Below are 17,068 nucleotides of genomic sequence, written 5' to 3'. Positions count from 1 at the left end.
ATTGCTCCTGTATCTTTTTCTTGTTTTACATCTTCTCAAAAAAGAAAAATCACATTATAATAAATATATGATAGTAAAGAGATTATTTGAGGTGGTAAATTTCGTTGCAACCACGCACCCTATGGGTTAAAAGAGATGCAGGAGCCGCGACGCCTGCCAAATAATCTCTTTCGATTTTTTATATTGACCCTGAATCAGCTCTGGTTTTCTGCCAGAGTTTTTTTGCACCTTTTCCTGCCCCTCTCATACACTGAACATATATGACGATCGCAAAGAGAGGTCTTTTGGTATTATGAGAAAAATTCTGGCACCGGTTCTTCTTGTGTTTACGGCGGCGGCTCTGCTCACCGGGTGTAAGAAGAACACGGAATCATCTTTAACTCCTGTTACCTTAAACGAAGTTGCCCACTCCATCTTCTACGCGCCCCAGTATGCGGCCATCGAACTGGGATACTTTAAAGATGAAGGAATCGATCTGACACTCGTAAACGGCGCGGGGGCTGACAAGGTCATGACCGCCCTGGTATCCGGGGACGCGGACATCGGATTTATGGGATCTGAGGCGAGTATCTATACTTATATCCAGGGCGATGATGACTACGCCGTGAACTTCGCCCAGCTCACCCAGCGGGCCGGAAACTTCCTCGTGGGGCGGACACCGGAAGCTGATTTCAAGTGGGAAAATCTTGTCGGAAAGAAAGTCTTAGGCGGCCGGGCCGGCGGCATGCCGCAGATGGTATTCGAATATATCTTAAAGAAGAACGGCATTGATCCCGCAAAGGATCTCACCATCGACCAGAGCATCAGCTTCGGACTCACCGCGGCGGCATTCACCAGCAATGATTTCGACTATACCGTCGAGTTCGAGCCCTTCGCCACTGCCCTGGAACAGGAAGGAAACGGCTATGTGGTGGCATCCCTCGGAAAAGATTCCGGCTATGTTCCCTACACGGCCTACAGTGCCAAGAAGAGCTATATCGAAAAGCACCCGGAGATCATCCAGAAATTCACAAACGCGATCCAGAAAGGCCTCGACTACGTGAACACCCACTCCGCCGAGGAGATCGCCGAGACCATCAAACCGCAGTTTAAGGAGACCGACACCGAAAAGATCGCCATCATCGTGGACCGCTACAAAGAGCAGGATACCTGGAAAGGGAATACTGTCTTCGAGAAAGAGAGCTTTGAACTTCTTGAGAATATCCTTGAGGAAGCCGGGGAGCTTGACACACGGGTTCCTTATGAGGATCTTGTGAATACGGAGTTTGCGAAGGCGGCTGCAGCACAGTAATCCCATCTGCTGCAGGGCATCCGCAATAACAGGCGCTGTCTTTCCCCTGCAGAAATCAGCGGCAGTTTTCTCAAGTTTTTGGCATCAAAAAACGGAAGCCCCGGACCGTATCATTCATACGTCCTGACCGCTTCCGTTTTTTCAATTATTTTTTTGCCCGCTCCGGACACGACACAACGATCACCGACAATAAAATTGCCGCGATCCCAGTGAGCGTCCTTCCGGTCATAACTTCATGGTATACAATAACTCCCACGATCACACTTGTCAGCGGTTCAAAAGTCGAGAGCATCGAGGCGTTCTGCGCGCCGACATACTTTGTACCAAGCTGAAATGCCGTCGAGGCGATCACACCTGCTGACAGGGCAAAGATGACCGTCAGTCCCCAGCCTGCCGCTGCGATGCCCAACGTAAATTTTCCCGTCCACAGCGCAATCAGGAATATCTCCGCGGTGCCGATTCCGGAAAGCCAGAAACTTAACTTATACGGATGCATGTCCACGAGTCCGCAGTGATCTAACAGCAAAATATACAGTGTGTAGGCGATTCCTGAGACAAACGCGAGCAGAAATCCCATCAAGCTGACCGTCCCATCCGCCTGGCAGAGACACAGGATCCCTGTCACGCAGAACAGACAACTCACCGCTTTTTTTCTGGTAAGTTTCTCATGATAAAATACGATACTTCCGATCAGGACAAGCACCGGATACACAAAGTGGATCGTTGTCGCCATTCCGGACGGGAGGTAATTGTAAGAACTCCAAAGCAGATACGGCGTCAGGCAGTACCCCTGGGCGCAGAAAAACAGCTTTTTGAATTCATCCCGGCTCACGCTGTAATCTTTATGCATCCAGACTGCATTCACGATCCAGAATGTCACTGCCGTTATCATCATACGGAAGAATGTCAACGTGACCGAATTTCCGCCCATGGCGTAGATCTGCTTCGACAGCAGCGGATTCACCCCAAACAGAACCGCTGATAAGATCGTATAGAATATCCCTTTTATTTTCACACTATCGCCATCATTTCAGCTTTGTCGCGCAGTGGCTCGTATTATAGTTCCATCCAGTCTTCTCAAGCTCCTTGATATCTTTCACGACAGCATCTACGAGGCAGTCATTCATGAGCTTTCCTTTTTCCGCTGTCGCGATGGTCGCGTCACCGGTCTGGGCTGTATCTGTGATCTCAGCGAAATCCCACTTGATATCGACATGTTCCGGAAGATGATCTGGCACGACGCAGGTTGCCTGATCCGGCTCACACCACTGCGGGAATAAATGGTAAGCGATGGAGGATTCGCCCTCTCCCGCATGTCCAAGTCCGTTCCAGACCTTGAAGGTTCCTTCCGGGACAAGCTTTCCGGCGATGACCCACCATTCCGGCAGGGACGCGATCCTTGCGTCCGGATATTTCTCCTTGATCTTTCTCGCCGCGATCTCGATTGGAGCGATATTTCCGTCATGTCCGTTCATCAAAAAGATCTTATTGATACCGTTTCTCAAGACAGATTCCACGATGTCATAGATCACATGGATCATGGTCTCATAATCAAAGGTCAGGGTAAACGGGAATGTGTCATAATGTCCGCTGTAGCCCACAGTAATCGGCGGGAGAACCAGCATTCCCGGCACACGGTCCGCCACCTGTTTGCTGAGTTCGTAGGAAACGATGGTGTCACAGCCCTCTGCCAGATGCTGTCCATGGGCCTCGCAGGAACCGATCGCCAGAATCACCTTATCAAATTTACCTTCTTTTATCTGGTGGGCTGTCATTTTTAATAATTCGTTCATACTGTGTTTCTCCTTTCTAAAATGGTCATTAATTGCGGAAAAGGCGCCTCTGCACGGTCAGAAGCGCCTTTCCTACAAGAGGTAACGGTATAATGAGAAATTGTAAGCTATTTTATTTTACGAGATAGAGGTACGGTCTGCGGTCCTTGAAAGACGGAAGTTTCGCGCGGACCTGTTTGATTCTGTCTGTATCGATGGTCGCGCAGATAAGCTGCGGTGTCTCGCCTGCGGATGCAACCGCAACGCCCATCGGATCCACGATGATGCTCTCGCCCATGCTGTTTACGCCAACCTGGTCTGCCGCAACGATGTAAGCGGTGTTCTCGATGGCTCTCGCTGTGATAAGAGTCTTGAACTGATGGGATTTTAACGGACCGCTTGCCCATGCTGTCGGCATGAGAATGATGTCGGCTCCCTTGAGAACCTGATCTCTCGCAACCTCCGGGAATCTTACTTCGTAGCATACAAACAGTCCGATTTTTCCGAACGGGGTATCGATCGGATCAAACAGCTTGTCGCCCGGACAGATCGTATCAGACTCTTTATATCCGAACGCATCGTAAAGATGTGTCTTTCTGTATACGCCCTTTACCTCGCCTTCGCTGTCGATGATCATTGTCGTATTGTGATTGCGCGGATCTGCCGGATTGTCTACTTTTTCATTCATTCCGAATGCGATCCATACATGGTTGTCTTTTGCCAGTTTCTTCATTTCAGTTGCAAACGGTCCGTCCAGAGTCTGAGCGCTCGCAAGCTGTGTCTCATGCGGAGTTCCCGCCGGATAAAGACTCATAAAGCACTCCGGGAATACAATAAAGTCTGCATGATAATATTCTACAGCCTCTGCAACTGCTTTTCTAGCGTTCTCAAGGTTGATCTCCGGGTCACCATTCTGCTCCATCTGAGCAACTACAAATCTACTTTTCATAAGAATACCACCTTTATCATTTTTAGCATTACATTAAGCACCAAGCAGTAAATTCGGAAGCCATGTTACGATCGGCGGGAAGAATGTTACAAATAAAAGTGCTATAAAGATCGGGAGATAGAAGGTCTTTGTACCTGCAATTACGTTCTCCAGAGGTTCTCCCGTTACTGTACTGAGTACGAACAGACACACACCTACCGGCGGAGTGGAAGCTCCGATCGTTACCGCGAGGGCAACGACAACGCCAAGGTGGATCATATCGATTCCGAAAGCTGCCGCGATCGGCATTAATACAGGAACCATAACGAGCTGGATAGAAGTACCGTCCATAAAGCATCCAAGGAAAAGGAGGATAAAGAGGATGATCAAGAGGACGACATACTTACTGGAAGTAAAACCAACCAATGCGTTTGTGATGGTTTGCGGAACCTGTTCTTTTGTCATGACCCATGCGATAACAGAACCAACACCTGTGAGGAACATGATGGAGGATGCGGAAGTAATTGTCTTCTTGAGCGCATCAATCAGGTTCTTGAGAGAAAATGTCTTGTAAATGATGCTTACAAAGATTGCATATACGCATCCAAGGATACCGACCTCTGTTGCTGTTGCGACACCGGTACCAACGCCGAGGAATAATAATACCGGGCAAAGAAGAGCAAAGATACTTCTCTTTGTTGCAGTGATAAGTTTCTTAAGACTAAATTTTTCTGGTTCTGGGCACTGTACTTTTCCGGTCGCACACATGAAGTAAATCTGTGCCATTAACGCTGCCGCAAGAATAAGTCCCGGAAGAAGACCTGCCATAAAAAGTTTTCCCGGGGAAGTATTGGAAAGGGAACCGAATACCAGTAAAACAACGCTGGGAGGAATGATCGGTCCCAACAGAGATGCCGCTACGGTTACACCTGTGGAGAACTTTCCGTCATATCCTTTGCTTCTCATCGCCTTAACGCCAAGCATTCCAAGACCAGCCGCATTGGCCACCGCAGTACCGGAGATTGCTGCGAAGACAACGGATGTAACAACGTTAACCTGTGCAAGGCTTCCTTTCATATGTCCAACAAGAGCTTCACACCAGTCAAAGATTCTCTCAGTGATACCGCCGCTATTCATGATGTTTCCAAGAAAGATGAAAAATGGAATCGCCATAAGTGTGTAGTTACTCATGCCGCCGGAAATAAGGCTAGGGATAATAACAGGATCAAGTCCGCTGTATTTGATAGCGGCTAACGCCCCGATTGCCATCGCCATGGAGATTGGTGCTCCTAAGAGTACAAATACGATCAGGATGATAAACATAAAAATCGCAATCATTTCTCATCTCCTCCTTTCTTTCCCAAAACCGCAAGTGCTGCTTTGACAGTGTTCGCAATGTATTTAATCTCTGTTGTTCCAATTCCGAGGAACAGAGCGTAGCTTCTAAATTTAAGAGGATATCTCGCTACAATCGTCACATTGTTGCCCTGTGATAAGTACAATTTATAGAGGTTTACTAATAATATATAGTTCATGAATACGAGCATAGCCGCCACAAGGAGGTCAACAATCTTTCGTGCGGAAGGCGGAAGCTTATTGATAAATAAGTCCAGGCAGATGTCCGCATTGTCATTCGCTACTTTCGGGAGACCGAGCATTGCGAACCATAACATTAAGAGTACACTGATTTCCTGTATCCAGATAAAGGAATTTCCCCATAAGTTTCTCTGTAAGATCTCATAGGCGTTTAAAACAATTGCTGCAACGAGTGCAACAACGGCGATCCATCCTTCTACTTCGACGATGCCGTCATATACTTTTTTCAATGTTTTCATACGCTTACTCCTGCAAATTGCTAAGCCTCAGGGAAAGTTCCCGACCGCTCCGGATCAGGAACCTCTGTCCCTTAAGCCTGTCTGTGTGAATCAGTTCTGTCGATTAGTTTAAGCCAAGTTCTTTGACGATGATCTCGTTGAATTCACCCTTAGCTGCTAAGCCTTTGTAGTAATCTTTCAGAGCGTCTGCGAAAATGCTGTCATCAAAGTCAAGATCAAATGTAACGCCGCCTTTTGCTTCAAGTCTTGCGATCATATCGTCAACTTCTTTGTCGATGGTCTCGTTGGAGTGTGTAGCCGCATCGTTCGCTGCGCGGATAAGTGCATCCTGCTGGTCTGCTGTAAGGCTGTTGAACTTGTTGAGGTTCATAACCATCCAGAGTTCTGCCGGATAGCAGTCCATACGTGTTACATAAGGTCCAACCTCATAGAATGCCATGGATTCTACGTTGGAAATCGGGCAGTTAACAGCGTCGATTTGTCCCTGCTGAAGCCCCATGTAACACTCACTGTAGTTGACAACTGTGGTTGTTACTCCGAGAGATTTCATAGCTTCCATGAATGCAGGATTATCAGCGGAACGAAGTTTCATTTTTCTTAAATCATCAACACTCGTGATCGGTTTTGTTGAGCAGGTAACGTAGTACGGTCCACGTCTCCAGTCTCGGTTTGTGTTGATGAGTTTAAATCCTGCGGACTCAAGCTGCTGTTCCTGTAATTTACCGAAATCACCTTTTACAATCTCTTCATATTTATCCCAGCTGTCAAATAAGAACGGGTAAGAGCCGATGCCTGTGTCTACGCCGTATCCCAAGTAGAAGATACCACCCTCACAGTACATATCAACAGTACCTAACTGCATGTTGCTGACTACTGTTGTGGAGTCGCCTAACTGCTCACTCGGATATACAGTTACTTCAACGGTTCCGTTTGTGTATTCTTTTACAAGATCTGCGAAATCCTGGAATGATTTTCCCTCAAAGCTATCTAACGTAACTTTTGTTGCGAGGGATAATTTTACGACGTCACCGCTCGCTGCTGTGTTTGAAGCTGCCTGTGTTGTTCCACCTGCTGCCGTTGTTGCCGGTGTAGAGGAACCGCTTGATGAGCATCCGCCGAGCATTGTAGCTACCATGCCTGCTGCCAGTACCATTGCTAATGTTTTTTTCATGTGTAATCCTCCTGTTTTCTTTGGTTATGTTAATCTTATTTATTTTTCTCTGCATCTTCCCACGGATTTGCTTCTTCACCGGCGATTTTTAACGCATCGTTGATGATTGGGAAGTAATCGGACATCTTCTTCCCGCTTCTGAAGCCTGCGAACATTCCATCCGGAGCCTGCTCTGCGCGGTTTCCAGCTTCGCCCATCTCTAAGAGCTTCTCGCACTCTTCCGGTTTCATAACGATAACGCCCTCAGCGTTTCCGAAAATAATGTCGCCCGGGTTTACAACAACGCCGCAGCAGTTGACCGGTACATTGAAGCTTGCGCTCTTATCTTCTTTAATAGTAGTTGTCACAACGGAAAGTCCTGTAGCGAATACCGGAAGTCCTACGGATACGATTCCTGCGGAGTCTGTTGCCGGTCCGTCGATAACGATTCCTGCCATTCCCTGGCACTGTGCGTTTAAGGAGCATCCGTCACCGCAGCATGCGTGAATGTTTTCTCCGCCGCGGTCCACAACGATTACGGAACCCTTCGGTGCATGTTCAACTGCGTAATATAACATGATGTTGCTGTCGCCTGTCATTCTTACGGTAACTGCCGGTCCGATCATCTTGAAATCTTTGGATACCGGTTTGATGCTGGTATTCATATATCCGTTCTTTACAAAATGTCCAAGCTGTGCCGGGTCAACCTTCATGAAGCGGTCGATGAGTTCTTTCGTTAATTCCATAATGTCCTCTCCTTTTGTTTCTTTGTAGTAAGCATTCTCCGAACCGCTCCGCGATTCCGGAGGATCATATTTTGTTTCGTTCAATGCTTCTGCACTTATATATAGCAATCCCTGTGCCAAACCCGGTAAAATTCTTCCCTTTTGTGGATTTGCACATTTTTTAGGTTTTATCCGTGTTTTTGCGTCTTGTTTTTGTATATTTTTCACAATCACCAACTTTCTTTTTGCCTCACAAATTGTATGTAGTGCCTGTTTTAGTCTCATTTTTTAGACGTTTTTTCAACATTTTTCTCACTTTTGAGACCTTTGTTATATTTTAGTTCTATCCTATCTCCATAGTCTGCCTGGAGCAGGCAGGACGCTTAGCGAAAAAGGGAAAAGACTTATAACTTCGCCTAAAAATTATAAGTCTTTTCCCTTTATTCCTTAACAAACTCATTCATTTTTCTATAGTAAGATGCCACACTGATATCCAGCTCCTCACAGATCTCCTTGATCTGCTTCTTTGTTGGCTGTCCTCCATATTTTTTTACTTTATTCTTTAAGATCTCCACCTCTTTTTCATGGAGAAGCTCCTTTAACGTCTTCTTTTCACCCTCGCTATTCTCAGATTTTAGACCATTGATCTTTTCTGGAAGAACATCCATGGAGATCACGTTACTTTTCTCGAACGTCATCATATATTCCACGCAATTTTCCAATTCCCTGACATTTCCCGGCCAGCAATATTCCATCAGTTTTTCGAGAACAAGAGTGGACACTCCGCGGATATCTTTCTCGAGGATCTTATCATATTTTCCGAGGAAATACTGGACAAGAACAGGAATATCTCCCGCCCGTTCCCTTAAAGGCGGCAGATGAAGCGGAACCACGTTCAGTCGATAATACAGGTCTTCCCGGAATTCCTTCCTCTCGATCATTTCCTCTAAGTTTCTGTTTGTCGCGGCAATAATCCGCACATCCACGTCGATCAGGGAATTAGAATTACTTCCGATTCGGTCGATCTTTCTCTCACTCAGGACACGGAGAAGTTTTGCCTGGAGATATAACGGCATCTCGCCGATCTCATCCAGGAAAAAGGTTCCCTTGTGGGCCAGCTGGATCTTACCGATTTTTCCGCCTTTTCTCGCGCCGGTAAAAGCACCTTCCTCGTATCCGAACAGCTCACTTTCCATCAGGGACTCCGGAATCGCCGCGCAGTTCATCGCGACGAACGGTCCATCTTTCCTGGAGCTTTTCGCGTGAATCAGGCGGGCGAAAAGTTCTTTTCCTGTTCCGCTCTCCCCTGTGATCAGGACATTTGTGTTGTGACGGGCTGTCACTGTCGCCTGGCTCACAAGCTCCCGCATCTTCTTATCCGCAAAGACCAGCTGATTCTCGATCCCATTTGTATCTCCCTCTGTCTGGTTGATCTGCTCCTGAATCTGGGAGAACGAGCTTATGATACATAGAACATTCCCGTCGCTCTCATTGACGTACAGGCACTTCACCTGGAGAAGGAACTGGAAATCATCCACGGTCCTGTGAATCTCACGGATGTTGTTCCGGTGTGTCTTTACGGTATTTTCAGCGACTTCCTTCACGTCCTGGAGGAGCATCTCGCCAAGCTTCGGTTCATCCAAATGCAGATATATCTTTGCCAGCTTGTTGATATGACGGATCTCTCCGTTCGATGAGATCAGAAGTGCTCCTTCTTCCATGGTCTCTACCACATAGGTAAGATTGTTATTAAGCACCCTCATCTGATCCACCAGATCTTCCTGCTCCAGCTTGCTGGCGATCAAATTGGATATCTTCTCAATACATAACAGCAACTGGTCCTCTTTTGTCTCGATCAGTTTCTTCTGTTCCTTGTCAAAGGATGCAAAATACACACACCCCTCAACTTTTTCCTCTGGTCCTACAAGAATCGGATGACCGATCAGTGCATAATTCGCAAAATCGAACTTCCTGTCATCATAGAAATACTTCTCCATATAAGCCAGTGCATCGCGAACGATCACTGGCTTTTTTGTTGCTGCCATCTGAAGGGAAAAACCATTTTTCCACTCGGGCCGCATCTCATCTTCTCTATATGCAGAAAGATGGGTCTTAAACCAGTCATTCGATCCGGCAACACGTTCCAGCGGATCAATATTTGTAATTGTAAATTCCAGATTTAATACGGCTGCGAACGACTCACATAGCGTATCCAGATACTCTTTGATATCTGTTAATTTCATAGATATTTCCCCTTCTAACTCTTATAGCCGACAGCTTTCCTCACATTTACTGCCGTTTTTATCAATTCGGTTTCATATCCGCCTGTATTTTTCTCAGGCTGCTAAAACGCCCCTCTCGAATATATTATAATGTTCGATTATTTTTGTCAATTCGGAACACACCACAATTAAATTCTATATTTCCCTCAATTGCATTCGTTTATCCAGTTATTATTTTGAACAGGTGTCTTATTTCTGTTAAATTTCCACCAAGGCTTAAAATATAAAATCTCCCCTTCCGAAAATCAGCCACATTGCCAAAACATTCGGAAAGGGAGTTATCTGGAAAAGGTCGCTATTTTCTACGATCTCTTATTTCGATTAGTCAACTTTCATCAGATCTGCAATTTTTCCTTTCACGCCTTCCTCAACCAGACGGTCGATATTGATCAGCGCATCCAGATATTTACCTTCCGCAAAATTCTTTCTCCACTCTACTTCGTTGCGGTCTGCAGCTTCTGCCTTTTCAACTAATTCCGCAAATCGGTCAGCTGGAGCTACAATAACACCGTCTACATCTCCGTATACGATGTCACCCGGATTAACAACTGCACCGCCGCAGCATACCGGAACATTGTACTCGCCGTCGATTCCCTTTAATGTATTTGTTACGGAAGCACGTCCTGTGGAGAATAACGGGAAGCCGAGAGCTTTGATCGGACGTGTATCCGTATTCGGTCCATCAACGATAATACCTGCAAGCCCAAGACTCTTCGCAGCCTGAACGACCATCTCACCAACAGCAGCCACACGTTTGTCGCCCATACGGTCAATAACAACAACGGACCCCTTCGGAGCGCGTTTCATTGCGTAGTAGAGCATTGCGTTATCGTTGCCTGGAAGTCTTACGGTGAATGCCGGTCCGATCATCTTGATATCTTCGCTGATCGGTTTGATACTTGCATCCATGAATCCGCCCTGAACATAATGTCCGATCTGAGCCGGGTCTGTCTTTAACGCACGTGCAAATAATTCGTTCATGTCCATAATAAATACCTCCGCATTTTAATATTCCGTATTTGGTATGCCAAAATTTTGTTTTTTATAATATCGCCCCTGGCGATATGTGTGGAACTGCTTCCTTGGTTTTCAGTATTTGGTATACCGAAATTTCATGATTAAAATATAGCACTCAAAATTCATTTTTTCAAGTGCTTTCGACAGAATATTTCATTCTTGTACAAATCATATAAAGATATATCGGGAAATATGTACACATTTTACAAGTAACATGATCCATCTCTGCATGACAACAGAAGGCCATCCGGAATACTCCCGGATATGCCTCAGAATACCAGGTTCTCATCGCTGTTGATTTGCAGAATCTCCGGAACCTTCTTGAGGTGGCCTTCCCACACGGAAATATGGCGCTCCAACTCTTCTCTTCCCTTCTGGTATTCATGGTTCTTCAGACATTCCAGAAGTCTACTGTGATTGCTGCAGTAGGTATCCAGAGAGAAACTTCCATAACGCACCGAAAGAACAGAGGTGCGGATCAACTGGTCACCCAGCTCTGACATAATATGGAACACATTGTCATTTCTTGAGATTCTGGCGATCTGTAAGTGAAACTCGATATCCGCTGCCATCGCCTCATAATGGGACGCTTTTTCTTTCTTTTCCGCTGTTTTTTCCATATTTCGATAGATCCGTTCCAGTTCCTCAACATCCTCGTCCGTGATCTTCTGCACTGCCAGATCATAGGACATCAGTTCCAGCGGGCGGCGGATCTCCATAAGGCTCTGCACACTCTTCCACGTCAGAAGACTTACGACCTTAAACTTTCCCTTTTTTGAGATCCAGCCCTCCTGCTCCAGCGTCCTCAAAGCATCCCGGATCGGAGTCCTGCTGACAGACAGGGAATCCGCCAGTTCTCTCTCATTCAAGATTTCCCCCGGTTTAATATGGTTTGCGACGATCAGCTGCTTCAGCTGACGGTATACCTTCTCTGAATAAATTTCATTTTTATCGATTGCAGTCAACTGAACATTCTCCATTTGACTTCCCCCTTGCGTTTCTTTTCGGTTTTATTTTCCGATATCCCCATATATTATTTTTAGTATACCATATTCCAATATAGCGTCAACTGATTTTCTGATTTCTCATTATAAGATCACTCTCTTATAATGTTCTCTTGATAAACTCCTCCGTTCTTACCTCAAGGTATATTTTCACATACAACACGACACTTTGATTTTAAGCTAAACACAATCATAAATGCCAAAAGAGCTTCCCACCATCAGGAAGCTCTTAATGAAATATCAATTTCACATGACCCAGCATGGTACTTATCCAAGGCCCATTTTACCGTACCACTTTCTTATAAATCGCATCTATATCATATTCCGGTGCAGATTCTTTGGCTGCATCCATGATCTTCTGGATAAGCGCAATATCATCCTCGGCAAGGTCATCTGCGATCTCTTCAGCAGAAAGAGATTTCTGCATTTTTTTGCATGTCTGTTTGATCAGTCGTTTCAATTCACCTTCTGCAAGACCTTTCTGCACGCCCTCTGCAAGACCTTTCTGTATGCCGATATTCTCTAATCTCGTTGCAACATCACACATGCTCACAATCTCCTTTCCTTCGAGCTTTACGATATCAATATATCGATTACCACCCGTTAAGACTGCCATCAGTTTCAAAAATTAGTCTGCATGCTCAATTTTCATTGATCTATTCAGGATATCCAGAGATTTTATATTTTTAGGCGTGCTCCACGTTTATTCAGTCAAACTTTTATAATAATCAATAACATTTACAAATGGAATCACAATTTTTCCATTGTTAAAAATATTTGAAGTAATGGTTTCGATTTTTCCTCGTACAATACCAATAATTGCTGCAGCACCATTTACAGCGACTAGCTGCCGGAATGTAGTTTCCTCCGCATCCTGAGTCGAAACAAAAGCCCCTTCTAACGACAATTGAATTTTACACTTTTGCTTTTCAGATTGTTCTATTTCAATTTCAAAATCAATTGTCATCTGTGAAAAATATATGTCATTTATTTTTTCAAAATGGGGTTCATTAATATTTAATCCAAAACTTCTTTTTGCTTCTTTTTCAATATCTACAATATTGTTTTCCACCGTAAGTGTCTTAATTGTAGTTCCCACCAGCTCAATTCCTGATGTGACAAGGTTGAATTCCATTATGCAATAGCCTCCTTATCCGTATAATTCATCGTCCACTTACTCTTTCTTTTACTTCTTACAATATAATCTTGATTCCACTCTACAATCTTATAATCTGTTTTTGCATATAAAGAATCAAAAGATATATTGAATTTTAAATCTAATTTTTGACATATCTCATTTAGTGATTTTATTGTAAAATTATACTCTCTGCTTTCCCATTTTGAGATCATCCCCTGTGATACTCCCATATATTCTGCAAATTCTTTTTGCGACATATGCATATCAAGTCGGCGCCGTTCGATTTGAGCCGAAATTTTAGCTAATTCAACTGTAGTTTTTACTTCTGCTTCCGATAAACCTTCCGAAAGCCAGGTAGTCTCTTTTGCCTTTGCAATCTTCTCTGCAATTCCCATTTCTTCCTCCAATATATATCATTTGTAAAATACTTAACACTAATTATCTTCAAGCCATTTTAATCTTTTATTTGCTACAGAAATTCCTCTCTGATAATCTCCTTCGTTTTTCTCTAAAAAAGCCGTAAGCAGGATAATCGATCCCTCAAAAATACAGTAAAGGACTCTGACATTTTTTCTGGATTCGGGGTGCCGGATACTATAAATATCTCCACTCCCATTTAGTTTTTCAAACTGCGGCAAATCAATGGCCCGTTCTTTCTCCTGTTCTAATACTGCTAGATCCTCAATCAATTTCCTTTGATACCTAAGCCACGGAGGAATTTCTTTCCATGGTTCATCTACTGCTTTCCTAAATTCTTTCTTTAAAGTAGAAATAGCATATGTATTTTCAATTCCTGTAATGCATATTTTTTCTAACTCCACATCAGAACCTCCCCCCTTTTTCGCCATTATATTACTTATAAGTAATATTTTCAATATAAATTGAAAAATCTTTTAAAATTTTATTCTTCCACATCAAAAAATACACAAAGAGCTTCCCACATTAGGAAGCTCTTGCAACGAAAAAAGACGGTAAAACGCATAACTCACGTTTTACCGCCCTTTTTCGTTGCAAGCGCCGCAATGAGAAGGGCGATAGCACCGCTTACGATCTTAACAATAAACGTGGCGGTGGTTCCCTCCGGATACGCAATCGAGATAAAAGCAAAGTGGTCGCCGATCATCGCGTTAGCGCAGGTACAGAAAGCCATGGCTAAGACTTTTCCGCGCTCGTCCATCAGCGGGATCATATCGTACATCGGAAGTGGGTTTGCCAGGCAGGCCAGCATTCCTGTGACGGAAGGTCCGTTGACGCCCATGAGTCTCGCGATCACGTTGAGGACAGGGGCCAGGACTTTTGAGAGCACATGAACAAATGGATACGCGCCTGCCAGTGTGATTCCGATCATGGCGATGGTTTCAAGCTGTTCTGCCAGGGGATCCATTCCAGGGATCACGGTGATTCCGAGAGTTGCCTCGACGCCCGCGGCCGCGAGAGCCAGGATGATAAAGGCCTGAAGGAGATTTCCAAAAGCCCGGAAGATGATCAGCGTCTTTTGCGGGAAGAAGATCATTCCCCCAGCAAGGAGAGCCGCCAGAACGAAGGCGGGAGCCGCATTGACCAGCGTATAGCGCAGCGTGAGGCCGGAAGCCAGGGCCGCCGCGATGGTTCCGAAGGGAATGGAGATGATCCCGAATACGATTCCCTTGGAGACCGCCGGAGCGTCCTCCGGGCGGCAGAGTGTCAATGCAACCGGGATCGTGAAAACGATGGTGGCTCCGAGAACGGTACTTAAGATAACGCCGCCCAGCATGATAACGGAAGGATCATCCGTCATGGACGCAGTCATATAGTAACCGCCCATATCGAGACCGAAACATGATCCCGCAATGATCGCCGGATCAGCACCGATGACGTTGAATAACGGCGTTACGAGTCTTAAAAGTAATTTTCCAAGAACCGGGGCACTGCACATGATTCCTGCCATTCCGAGGATCAGGGGGCCGACGCTGTTTAATCCCTTTACAAATTCATTTCCGAGACCAAACCGGTTTCGGAAGACTGCCCGGTCCAGGGCGCCTAAGACCATGAAGAACATCATGGTGGTTGAAACGATTTTTTCCATATGTAGTTACCTCAATACATTAAAAACATTCAGGGCAACAGTAATTATAATCCAGAATCGGCTGTCTGGCTATGAAAAAATGGAAAATTCAAATCGATTCTAATGAGAGCGCCGCAGTGCCGATCATGGAAATATTCTGGTTTAGGGTAAAAAAGGAGGACAGGAGATGAAACCTGTCCGCCTTTTTGTAACATGGTATGAGAAAAAGATGTAATATTAGTAAATTGCCGATGACAGCCAGTGAGGGAAGCCGCCATATCCGAGGGGGTAACAGGAGATCCGGCAATTATTCTGCGAAAGAGTTTCCTTTCTCGAAGTAGTTTCTGGTCCACTGTGCAATCTTTTTGCTGAAGCAAAGAAGACCGATAATGTTTAATGTTAATGTTAAGGAGTTACCGAAGTCAGCCCATCCGAGGAGGATATCAACGCCGACCATACCACCAACAAATGCGAGGATAACGAAACCGATCTGACCGATCCAACGGCCTGTCTTGCCGAATACGTTCTCACATGTAAGACCGATAAAGGTACAGAAAGCAAGAACTGTGGATCCTGCGAACATCATAAGACCGATAGATGCAATAACCTTACCTGCGCCGCCTAATGCAGAAGTGAAGGCTGTGATCGCAAGTGTGGAACCAGCTTCACCTGTCTGCCAAACACCTGTGCAGAGGATAACGAGGGCTGTGAATGTACAAACAACGATCGTATCGAAGAATACTTCGAAGATACCCCACATACCCTGTTTAACCGGGTCTGTCTCGGATGACTGGGAGTATGCGATAGAGGACTGTCCGTTACCAGCATCAGAAGAGTAAACACCACGTGCACAGCCGTTGCGGATCGCTGCGGAGATCGTTGCGCCTGCGAAGCCGCCGATTGCTGCAGTACCTGTGAAGGCTCCCTTGAAGATGCTTACGATTGCCGGAACAAGGTTGCCGATATTTAATACTACAACTGCAAGACCACCGATAATGTAGATTGCTGCCATGATCGGAACGAGACGCTCTGTAATCTGAACGAGTGCCTGAAGACCGCCGAAGATGATCAGGGCGATGATGATACAAACGACGATAGTAGCAACGAGACGCGGGATGCCAAGGCTCTCACAAGCTGTGACAACGGAACCGGTATGAACGCCGGCTGCGGTGATCAGACCATAGATCATTGCGATGGACCATGCAAAACCTAACGGTTTGTTGATCTTGGAAAGGTAGTAGTTGGCGCCGCCTTTGTAGCCGCCTTCCGGTTTCTTTTCACGGACTGCGATGGAAACGCATGCCTCAGAGTACTTTAATGCCATTGCTACGAAACCAACGACCCACATCCAGAAGATAGCGCCAGGACCACCTGCTGCAATAGCAGTTCCGACACCGACGATATTACCGGTACCAAGAACGGCCGCGAGGGCTGCGGATACTGCCTGGAAACTTGAGATTGTACCGTGATGCTTACCGGTCTCCTCTTTCATTTCCTCTTTGTTGAACATTCCACCGACTGTTGATTTGAGCACATCCGGGAAGTGACGAACCTGTACGAATCCTGTTACGAAGGAAAGGTAAAGGCCACCGCCGATTAAGATGATGAGGATCGGAATACCCCAGATCCATGCGTTGTAAGCCAACACTGCATTGTAAATAAACATACACACATCCTCCTTTGTGTTTCCTTATCAGAAAGGAACGGATCTCTTTCGCTGTTCTCCGTCTGCTTTCTGAAGTTTTGTATGGAAAGATTTCTGAAAAAAGATCTTTCGCATCGCTGATGTCTGCATTATAGTCCATGAAGGCAACTTGACTTCAAGAGGAAATTTTTATAAAATTTTTATTAAATGTAAAGTATACTTTAGGTTTTGTATAAT

Annotated in this window: 17 protein-coding genes; 1 reads left to right on the top strand and 16 read right to left on the bottom strand. The window is 45.4% G+C overall.

Annotation, left to right across the window (positions count from 1 at the left end; translation table 11 throughout):
- The first annotated feature begins 292 nt into the window (after positions 1-292).
- Positions 293-1,291 (top strand): ABC transporter substrate-binding protein, encoded by a 999-nt coding sequence (locus FN001_RS05700; protein WP_142411107.1) that lies wholly within the window; start codon positions 293-295, stop codon positions 1,289-1,291.
- A 145-nt stretch (positions 1,292-1,436) separates the two neighbouring features.
- On the opposite strand, the gene FN001_RS05695 is transcribed toward FN001_RS05700, so the two are convergent.
- The 16 genes from FN001_RS05695 to FN001_RS05620 form a co-directional block, all read right to left on the bottom strand.
- Positions 1,437-2,306 carry a DMT family transporter gene (locus FN001_RS05695; protein WP_142411106.1) on the bottom strand — a complete coding sequence of 290 codons (870 nt, stop codon included), beginning with the start codon at positions 2,304-2,306 and terminating at the stop codon, positions 1,437-1,439.
- Between the two features lie 10 nt (positions 2,307-2,316).
- A complete protein-coding gene (locus FN001_RS05690; RefSeq protein WP_142411105.1) occupies positions 2,317-3,084 on the bottom strand; it encodes a creatininase family protein in 768 nt (255 codons plus the stop codon).
- A 112-nt stretch (positions 3,085-3,196) separates the two neighbouring features.
- Positions 3,197-4,012 (bottom strand): carbon-nitrogen hydrolase family protein, encoded by an 816-nt coding sequence (locus FN001_RS05685; RefSeq protein WP_142411104.1) that lies wholly within the window; start codon positions 4,010-4,012, stop codon positions 3,197-3,199.
- Positions 4,013-4,045: 33 nt separating this feature from the next.
- Positions 4,046-5,329: a TRAP transporter large permease gene (locus FN001_RS05680; RefSeq protein WP_118321612.1), complete on the bottom strand. Its 1,284-nt coding sequence runs from the start codon at positions 5,327-5,329 to the stop codon at positions 4,046-4,048.
- On the bottom strand, positions 5,326-5,826 hold the full coding sequence (locus tag FN001_RS05675; protein ID WP_142411103.1) for a TRAP transporter small permease: 501 nt from the start codon (positions 5,824-5,826) through the stop codon (positions 5,326-5,328). Before FN001_RS05675 ends, FN001_RS05680 begins: the two co-directional genes overlap by 4 nt.
- A 103-nt stretch (positions 5,827-5,929) precedes the next feature.
- The gene (locus FN001_RS05670; RefSeq protein WP_142411102.1) at positions 5,930-6,997 is read right to left on the bottom strand and encodes a TRAP transporter substrate-binding protein; all 1,068 of its coding nucleotides are present in this window, start codon (positions 6,995-6,997) and stop codon (positions 5,930-5,932) included.
- Between the two features lie 35 nt (positions 6,998-7,032).
- Entirely contained in the window at positions 7,033-7,722 is a 690-nt protein-coding gene (locus tag FN001_RS05665; protein ID WP_142411101.1) for an RraA family protein, read from the bottom strand.
- Between the two features lie 419 nt (positions 7,723-8,141).
- On the bottom strand, positions 8,142-9,944 hold the full coding sequence (locus tag FN001_RS05660) for a sigma-54 interaction domain-containing protein (protein ID WP_142411100.1): 1,803 nt from the start codon (positions 9,942-9,944) through the stop codon (positions 8,142-8,144).
- A gap of 360 nt (positions 9,945-10,304) precedes the next feature.
- Positions 10,305-10,970, bottom strand: coding sequence for an RraA family protein (locus tag FN001_RS05655; protein WP_118299098.1), 666 nt, complete (start codon positions 10,968-10,970; stop codon positions 10,305-10,307).
- 299 nt (positions 10,971-11,269) lie between these two features.
- Complete coding sequence (locus tag FN001_RS05650) at positions 11,270-11,980, bottom strand: GntR family transcriptional regulator (protein ID WP_142411099.1); 711 nt, start codon at positions 11,978-11,980, stop codon at positions 11,270-11,272.
- Positions 11,981-12,287: 307 nt separating this feature from the next.
- Positions 12,288-12,551 (bottom strand): hypothetical protein, encoded by a 264-nt coding sequence (locus FN001_RS05645; protein ID WP_142411098.1) that lies wholly within the window; start codon positions 12,549-12,551, stop codon positions 12,288-12,290.
- A gap of 156 nt (positions 12,552-12,707) precedes the next feature.
- A complete protein-coding gene (locus FN001_RS05640; RefSeq protein WP_142411097.1) occupies positions 12,708-13,139 on the bottom strand; it encodes a hypothetical protein in 432 nt (143 codons plus the stop codon).
- Positions 13,139-13,537: a helix-turn-helix domain-containing protein gene (locus tag FN001_RS05635; RefSeq protein ID WP_142411096.1), complete on the bottom strand. Its 399-nt coding sequence runs from the start codon at positions 13,535-13,537 to the stop codon at positions 13,139-13,141. The genes FN001_RS05640 and FN001_RS05635 overlap by 1 nt, the downstream gene beginning before the upstream one ends.
- A gap of 39 nt (positions 13,538-13,576) precedes the next feature.
- Positions 13,577-13,963: a type II toxin-antitoxin system RelE/ParE family toxin gene (locus tag FN001_RS05630; RefSeq protein WP_185911848.1), complete on the bottom strand. Its 387-nt coding sequence runs from the start codon at positions 13,961-13,963 to the stop codon at positions 13,577-13,579.
- Between the two features lie 164 nt (positions 13,964-14,127).
- Positions 14,128-15,207: an ethanolamine utilization protein EutH gene (gene eutH / locus FN001_RS05625; RefSeq protein WP_142411094.1), complete on the bottom strand. Its 1,080-nt coding sequence runs from the start codon at positions 15,205-15,207 to the stop codon at positions 14,128-14,130.
- Positions 15,208-15,493: 286 nt separating this feature from the next.
- A complete protein-coding gene (locus FN001_RS05620; protein WP_142411093.1) occupies positions 15,494-16,852 on the bottom strand; it encodes an alanine/glycine:cation symporter family protein in 1,359 nt (452 codons plus the stop codon).
- Positions 16,853-17,068: the final 216 nt, after the last annotated feature.

The organism is Clostridium sp. Marseille-P7770 (assembly GCF_902143525.1).
In the GTDB taxonomy this organism is placed as follows: Bacteria; Bacillota; Clostridia; order Lachnospirales; family Lachnospiraceae; genus Pilosibacter.
The sequence above is the reverse complement of the archived record's forward strand: the minus strand, read 5'-3'. Positions and strand labels throughout refer to the sequence as shown.